The organism is Cellulomonas sp. IC4_254 (assembly GCF_011603975.1).
Lineage (GTDB): Bacteria > Actinomycetota > Actinomycetes > Actinomycetales > Cellulomonadaceae > Cellulomonas.
The window spans coordinates 1-7,481 of sequence record NZ_JAANNB010000191.1 but is presented as its reverse complement, the minus strand read 5'-3'; the positions used below and the strand labels follow the sequence as shown (position 1 = coordinate 7,481).

The following is a 7,481-nucleotide window of genomic DNA, read 5'->3' as shown; positions in this document are numbered from 1 at the left end:
TGCGCCAGGTCAGCGCCGGGTTGTTCGAATGGCTCACCCCCACCGGCCACCGGTACCTCACCCGCCCCGGCACCGGACGGAGCCACGACGCCACCACCGACCCCCACGACGCACCCCCGCCGTTCTGAGGCACGAGCCGGCCCCCTACCGCCGTCACCACGGCACGCGCACGCGCGATCGGCGACCTCTGCGACGTGCACCGCACCGCTGGGCCCGACGTGTACCGCACGGCTGGGACCGACGTGCCCAGCACCGCCGGACCCGGCGCGACACCGCTCCCGGTCACCGGGCGCGGTGTCGGTGGCGCGCGGCACACTGGGCCCCATGTGTGGCCGCTACGCGCAGACCCGTGCCGCCGACCAGCTCGAGCGTGACCTCGCGATCGACCGGATCCTCGGCGAGCACCCCGGGCCGTCCTGGAACGTCGCCCCGACGCAGGACGTGCCGGTGGTGCTCGAGCGCGTCGAGGACGACGGCCCGCAGCGCCAGCTCCGGCAGGCACGGTGGGGTCTCGTGCCGTCGTGGGCCAAGGACGTGTCGATCGGTTCGCGGATGATCAACGCCCGCTCCGAGACGGTGCTCGACAAGCCCGCGTTCCGGAAGGCGGCGGCGAAGCGGCGCGCGCTGGTGCCGATGGACGGCTACTACGAGTGGCAGGCGAACGAGCGCGGCCCGAAGACGCCCTACTTCCTGCACGGCGCCGAGCCGCTGGCCGCCGCGGGGCTGTACGAGCTGTGGCGGGACCACGCCAAGGCCGACGACGACCCGACCCGCTGGCTGTGGACCGTCACGATCATCACGCGGCCGGCGACCGACAGCCTCGGGCACATCCACGACCGCTGCCCCGTCCTGCTCCCCGGCCACCTGTGGGACGCGTGGCTGGACCCGTCAACGACCGCGGCGGACGAGGTGGGCGCGATGCTGGTGCACGTCCCCGAGCCGCACCTCACGCCGCGCGAGGTGGGCCGGGCGGTGGGCAACGTGGCGAACGACGGGCCGGGCCTGGTCGAGCCGGTCGCCCCGGAACCCGAGGGCTGACACCCTGGTCGGGTCGGTCAGGACACCCGGCCGAGCGCGATGGCCGCGTGCAGCAGGGCGCCGAGCGACTCGTTGTCGGTGATCGCCCCGGCGCGCACGAGCCTCAGCAGGTCGGGCCACGGGACCCGCCGCAGGCCGACGATGCCCTCCTCGTCCTGGGCGTGCGCCTCGTCGGCGGGCCGCAGCCCCCGGGCGAGCAGCACGTGCCCGGGCGCGTGGGCGACGCCGTTGAGCGAGAACACCGGGCCGAGGTGCGTCCAGTCGTCGGCCGCCAGGCCGGTCTCCTCGCGGAGCTCGCGGCGGGCGGCGACCAGCGGGTCCTCGCCGTCCGTGCCGCCGGCGGGCACCTCGAGCGAGACGGCCCCGGTGGTGTATCGCTCGACCTCGACCAGCACGACCTCGTCGTCGTCGGTGACCGGGACGACAAACACGGCCGGGTGCCGGACCTCGACGACGCCGTAGACCCCGTCTCCGCCGTCGGGCCGGGTGACGGCGTCCTCGCGGACCCGGATCCAGGGGTTCTCGTAGACGGTGCGGGAGTCGTGGGCGTGCCAGGCGGACATGTCCGCCATCGTGCCAGCCGCGGGGGCGGGCCAGGCCCGGCGACCTCGGGGCGGGTCGCCGCGCCGGGGCGCTGGCCGGGGGTGACCCGCGCGGCCCGGGGTGCGCGGCCGGTGTGGCGTGCGCCCGTGGGTCACCCGGCCCGGGCGATGCGCACCGCTCGGCCGCGCGGTGAGGCTGGCAGCGTCCCACCCGGCGACGAGACCGACGAACCGACGAAGGAGCACGACGGTGGCCACTCTCAGCGTGTGGAAGTTCGACACCCCCGGCGGTGCCCAGCAGGCCGAGCAGGCGCTCGAGTCGCTGGCGAAGCAGGAGCTCATCCAGGTGCACGACGCCGCCACGGTGTCCTGGGACCCCGACAAGTCGAAGCCGAAGACCCGGCAGGCGCACAGCCTCGCCTCCGCGGGTGCCCTGGGCGGCACCTTCTGGGGCCTGCTGTTCGGCCTGCTGTTCTTCATCCCGCTCATCGGCGCCGCGATCGGCGCGGCGGCCGGCGCGCTCGCCGGGTCGCTGACGGACGTCGGCATCGACGACGACTTCATCGACTCGGTGCGCAGCAAGGTCACGCCGGGCACGTCGGCGCTGTTCCTGCTGTCGTCCGGCGCGGTGCCGGACAAGGTGTTCGGGGCGCTCAAGGACCAGGGCATCCACCCCGAGCTGATCCAGACCAACCTGTCCGAGGACGAGGAGGCGCGGCTGCGTCAGGCGTTCGACGAGAACGCCTGAGCGGCCGCCGGCCGGCCGGGAGGAGGACGACGATGACGAAGGCCTACGCCGCCGCGGGGGTCCGGACGCGACCCCGCGAGACCGCCTGGGTCGGCTGGATCTGGTTCGGGGCGCTGATGATGATCCTCATGGGCCTGTGGGGCATGTTCAGCGGGCTGGTCGCGGTGTTCTCGCCGAGCACGATCGTCGCGTGGACCACCTACGGCCTGGCCACCGTCGACATCTCGACCTGGGGGTGGGTGCACCTCGCGGTGTCCGCCCTGGTGTTCGTGGTCGGGATCTCGCTGCTGACCACGGCAGCCGGCTGGGCCCGGATCACCGCGGTGGTCCTGGTCGGGCTGGAGCTGCTGCTGCAGTTCGCCGCCCTGCCGGCGACGCCGTGGTGGTCGCTGGTGTCGATCGGGCTGTGCGTGACGGTGCTCTGGGCGCTGGTCGTGCACGGCGGCGAGCTGCGGCCCGTGTCGACCTGAGCGGGCCGCCGCCCCGGACGGGCACGAGGGCGGCGGCACCCCGCGGGGTACCGCCGCCCTCGTGCGCGTCCTCGGCCCGGTCGGCTCAGAGCAGGCCGCGCTGCACGGCGGTGCGTACCGCCGCCCGCCGCCCGTCGACCCCGAGCTTCCGGTAGATCGCCCGCATGTGCGTCTTGACGGTGTTGATCGACAGGAACAGCGAGCCGGCGATCTCCTCCGACGTCAGCGACGACCGCAGGCAGGCGAGCACGTCCCGCTCCCGGGGCGTCAGGTCCCACGCGGAGGCCCGGGGCGTGGGCGCCTCGTGCTCGGCGACCAGCAGCCGGGTGACCAGCGGCTCGTGCGCGCTGCCCCACTCGAGGTGCGCCGACAGCAGCGGGTGCAGCGCGGCCGCGCGGTCCCGCAGCGGACGGACCAGGCCGTGCGGCGCGGCGGCCGCGAGGGCCGCCTCCAGGGCGACGTGCGCGGCGGCGGCGTCCTCGTCGGCGTGCAGCGCCGCGGCCGCGGCCAGGTTGGCGACCCGCACCTGAGCCGGGGTCCCGCCGAGCGCGACGGCGGCCCCCGCCGCGGCGCGCTCGGCCGCGTGCAGCGCCCGCTCGGCGCCCTCGATGTCGCCGATGCGCAGCAGCTGGTCGCTCTGCCAGCCGAGCGCCAGCGGGTCGGCGAACGCGACCGACGACTCGTCGACGATCGCCAGCGCGTCCCGCGGCCGGTCCTCGGCGCCGAGCTGCACGGCGGTCAGGAAGTCGCGGAACCCCGTCAGGTGCTCGGGTGCGGAGCCGTCCGGCCACGGGGCGTCGGTGATCTCGCGGGCCCGCGCCAGCCCGGGGGCGTCGCCCTGCGCCAGGCAGACGATCGCCAGCACGCCGGCCGCGTGCACGGCGACCTCCCGGCGGGTCCGGCCCGCGGCCTCGACCGCCGCCCGGAGGTGGCCCCCGGCGGCGCACAGCTCGTCGCGCCAGTAGGACGCGATGCCGCAGGCCAGGTGCGCCGACGCGACGATGCTCGCGCCCTGCCAGTCGTGCAGCGCCGCCGCCGCGAGCACGGACCGGGCCCCGTCGAGCGCCGCGCCGACCTCGCCGCGCAGCGCGGCCGCGAGCGCCTGCTCCGCCCGGCAGCCGAGCTCGAGCGCGACCCAGCCGTGCTCGGCCGCGAGCGCCCGGCCGGCCGCGAGGTGCCCGAGCGCGTCCGGGTCCGGCCCGTACCGCTGCAGCTCGGCGCGCCCCACCAGGTACAGGCCCAGCGCGCGGACCGCGTCGTCGGGTGCCCCGGCCCCCGGGACGCCGTCGTCGAGCAGGGCCCGGCCGCGGCGCACCGACTCCTCCAGCGGGGGCCGGCCCGGGCCCAGGAACGTGCGGACGAGCTCGCCGACCCACGCCGGCCCGCCGTCGTCCTCCCCCGTGCCGTCGGCCTCGTAGGCGTGCGCGGCCGCGAGCGCCAGCAGCACGTCCGGGTCGCTGCGGTACCGGGGCGGCAGGGCGGCGCGCAGCCCCCGCACCTGGCCGACGTCGCCGCGCACGACCAGCTCCGGCCACCGCTCGCCGAGCACCCGCGCCGCGAGATCCGGCGCGTGCCCGTCGAGGGCGTGCCGGATGGCCGCGGCCGGGTCGCGCGGGCCGAGGTGGGCGGCGACCACCCGGTGCGCCACCCGCGCGGCGAGCGGGTCCCGCCGGGCCAGGACGGCCCGCGCGTGCGCCGCCACCAGGGCGTGCCACCGGTAGACCGGTCCCTCCTCGGGCTCGCCCCCGTCGCCCGGGCCGCCGGCCCCGCCGACGTCGGTGAGGAACAGACCGCGGCCGACGCAGTCGTCCAGCAGCCGCGCCCCGCCCGGCACCAGGGCCTCCGCGAGCTCGGGGTCGAGCTGGGTGGCCACGCTCGCGCGCAGCACGAAGTCCGCGAGGTCGTCCGGCAGCGAGCCGATGACCTCCTCCACCAGGTACCCGGTGATCGGCACGTCCCGGTCGCGCAGCTGGGCCAGCGGCTCGCCGGAGCGACCCAGGACGTCGGCGGCGAGCGCCAGCCGCACCGCCACCGGCCAGCCGCGGGTGACCTCCCAGAGCGCGCGCACCGCGGCGGCGTCCGCCGGGACCTCGACCGCGCGCACCACCTCGGCGACCTCGTCCTCGGTGAACGCCAGGGTGCGCTCGCGCAGCTCGCCGACCTCGCCCGCCATCCGCATCCGGTTGACGGGCAGCGCCGCGTCGTACCGGCCGGCCAGGACGAACCGGGGGCCGCCGTACCGGAGCACGGGGCCGAGCACCTCGCGGGCCGTGCGGGCCGAGATCAGGTGCACGTCGTCCAGCACCACGACCGTCTCCGCCGGGACGTCCTCCAGGACCGCGACCAGCGCGTCCACCCGGCGGGCGACGGTCGCCAGCGCGCCCGCGGCGCCGTCGTCGGGCCCGCCCACGCGCGCGAACCGGACGAGCGCGTCGCCCAGCACCCGCACGAGGCGGCCCGGCTCGTCGTCCAGCGGGTCGAGCGACACCCACACCACCGGACCGGGTGCGGTGGCGGCCCACTGCGCGAGCAGCGTGGTCTTGCCGAAGCCCGCCGGCGCGGTGACCACCGTCAGCCGGTGCGCGGCGACCGTCTCCGCCAGCGCCGCGTCGCAGCGCGACCGCGCCACCAGCCCGCGCGGCGGTCGCGGCACCGCGTACTTCGCCCCCGGGGCCGCCCGCTCGCGCTGCTCCCCCGCGTGGTCCCGCGGTACCGACCCGTCGCCGTCGTCCCCAGCGCTCATGTCCACGCCCCCCGACGCGTGCTCGACTCACCGTAGCCCGCCTGCTCGCGCGCCCCGGGTCACCCGGCACCACAGTGACACGGCTGGGGTGATCGTGAGTCACGAATTGCACTGACTCCCTCACCCGTCGCGGGTGAGCCGACGCCGCGTACCCGCGCGGCGACCGGCGTTCACACACCGCGGGTGAGGCCCGCCGCGCGCCGGACGGCTGTGCTGGAGGCGACGGTGGCGGGACGGGCGAGGACGGTGGGCGATGCCGGAGACCCTGCCCGCCCCGGCGCCGCACCCGCACGACCCCGAGGTGGTCCGCGCCGCCGCCGAGGCCGCGGTCTGGGCGCACCCGGCGCTGCTCGGCTACCGGGAGCTGCGCACCGAGCTGCGGACCGGCGTCGCCGCACTCGGGGTCCTCGACCACGACGGCGCGCCGCCCGCACCCGGCGACGGCACCCGGCACGCCGACCCGCTGCTGCTGCGCTCCAGCGCCTGGCTCGACCTGCGCGCCGAGCCCGCCGTCGTCAGCCAGCCCGACCTGCCCGCCGGGCTGTACTCCGGGGCCCAGGTCGTCGACCTGCTCGGGACCACGGTCGCCCACCTGGGAGCCGCGAGCACCGGGCGCGACGCCGGCGACTGGGTCGTGGCGGGTCCCGGCTGGGACGGACCGGTGCCGCCCGGGGTGCGCGGCGTGCTGCGGCCGACGTCGTGGCTCGTGCGGGTGATCACGCGCACCGCGGTGCCGGGCCCGGACGACCTGCCGGCGGCCCGCGTGGTGCAGCACGGGTACCGGGTGCGGCCGCTGCACGCGCTCGGCGGGGTCACGCCGCCCCGGCCGGCCCCGTCCGTCGCGTGGCTGCCCTGGGACGAGGAGCGGGCCTGGGGCGCCGGGTTCGTCGACTACCTCGCCCTGCTGCTGCGGCTGGCCCGCCCCACCGACCCGGCCGACCGGGCCCGGGTCGCGCGGTGGGTCCGGCTCGGCGTGCTCCCCGGCGGGCCCGACGGATGGGGGCCCCGCGGGCAGGACGCCCGGACCCGGGCGCTGGTCGCCCGCGGCGCGGCGCTGGGCGCGGCGCAGCTGGAGGACGCCCTGCGCCGGGACGGCCTCGGCCGTGGCGAGGCGGCCCGGTCCAGCGCGGGCGGCAGCGGGCGGGGCGCCGCGCCGGGGTCCGCCGACGAGCCGGGGGCCGCCGACGGGGCCGGGTCCGCGGCGCTGCGCCGCGCCGTCGCCGCCGAGCACGAGCTGCACGCCCCCGAGCCCGACGAGGTCCGCACCCTGCGCTGGCGGGGGCTCGGCGGCGAGCCGCTCGACGGCCACCGGCGGTACCGGATGACGCTGCCCGGCCCGCCGCCGGCCCGCCTGCACTGGTCGCTCGCCGCGCACGCGGAGCCGTCCGGCGAGCTCGTCGCCCATCGCGCCCGGCGGTACGCCCTCGGCCCGGGCACGCCGGACCTGCCGTGGGGCCGGGACGGCTCGCTGGTCGTGGCGCTGCAGCACGACGGCCCGGTCGACGCGCGCGCCGCCTGGCTGCCCGTGCCGTCCGGGCCGTTCAGCCTGGTGCTGCGGCTCTACGCGCCGGTCGCCGCCACCGGCGACGGTCCGGCGTGGACGCCGACGCTGCGCGCCCTCGACTGACCCTCGCGCCGAGGTCGTCGGCTGCCTGCGACCTCACCGGCCCCGGCGCACCCGCGACGCCTCACGCCGGCCGGGTGACCGCCTGGAGCTCCGCGATGTCCACCCCGAGGTCGCAGAGCAGCGCCACCACCCCGGTGAGGCCCGAAGCGTCCGGCACCTCGCAGGACAGGATCGCGCCGTCCCGGGTGGGCGCCGCCACGATGTCGGCGTAGTCCCCCAGCCCGCCGAGGTCGCGCTCGGGGCCGACGACCCGGATGTGGTAGAGCACCGTGACCGCCCCTCCCGCCGCGTGCTGACCCGACCGGGCCAGCCT

The 7,481-nt window shown here is 77.9% G+C and carries 7 protein-coding genes; 4 read left to right on the top strand and 3 right to left on the bottom strand.

The window, feature by feature from the left end:
• The first annotated feature begins 324 nt into the window (after positions 1-324).
• Positions 325-1,038: an SOS response-associated peptidase gene (locus G6556_RS15610; RefSeq protein WP_166943414.1), complete on the top strand. Its 714-nt coding sequence runs from the start codon at positions 325-327 to the stop codon at positions 1,036-1,038.
• A 17-nt stretch (positions 1,039-1,055) separates the two neighbouring features.
• Here the strand turns inward: G6556_RS15610 and G6556_RS15605 are convergent, their stop codons facing one another.
• Positions 1,056-1,601: an NUDIX hydrolase gene (locus tag G6556_RS15605; RefSeq protein ID WP_166943411.1), complete on the bottom strand. Its 546-nt coding sequence runs from the start codon at positions 1,599-1,601 to the stop codon at positions 1,056-1,058.
• 229 nt (positions 1,602-1,830) lie between these two features.
• Between G6556_RS15605 and G6556_RS15600 the strand changes: the two genes are divergently transcribed.
• Positions 1,831-2,328, top strand: coding sequence for a DUF1269 domain-containing protein (locus G6556_RS15600; RefSeq protein ID WP_166943408.1), 498 nt, complete (start codon positions 1,831-1,833; stop codon positions 2,326-2,328).
• Between the two features lie 32 nt (positions 2,329-2,360).
• The gene (locus G6556_RS15595; RefSeq protein ID WP_166943405.1) at positions 2,361-2,798 is read left to right on the top strand and encodes a hypothetical protein; all 438 of its coding nucleotides are present in this window, start codon (positions 2,361-2,363) and stop codon (positions 2,796-2,798) included.
• Between the two features lie 85 nt (positions 2,799-2,883).
• On the opposite strand, the gene G6556_RS19700 is transcribed toward G6556_RS15595, so the two are convergent.
• Positions 2,884-5,541, bottom strand: a complete 2,658-nt coding sequence (locus tag G6556_RS19700; RefSeq protein ID WP_240934606.1) for a LuxR C-terminal-related transcriptional regulator — start codon at positions 5,539-5,541, stop codon at positions 2,884-2,886.
• A 253-nt stretch (positions 5,542-5,794) separates the two neighbouring features.
• Between G6556_RS19700 and G6556_RS15585 the strand changes: the two genes are divergently transcribed.
• Complete coding sequence (locus G6556_RS15585) at positions 5,795-7,168, top strand: DUF1254 domain-containing protein (protein WP_166943402.1); 1,374 nt, start codon at positions 5,795-5,797, stop codon at positions 7,166-7,168.
• A gap of 61 nt (positions 7,169-7,229) precedes the next feature.
• Here G6556_RS15585 and G6556_RS15580 read toward each other — a convergent pair.
• On the bottom strand, positions 7,230-7,481 hold a 252-nt coding region (locus tag G6556_RS15580; RefSeq protein WP_205693579.1), incomplete at its 5' end, for a hypothetical protein.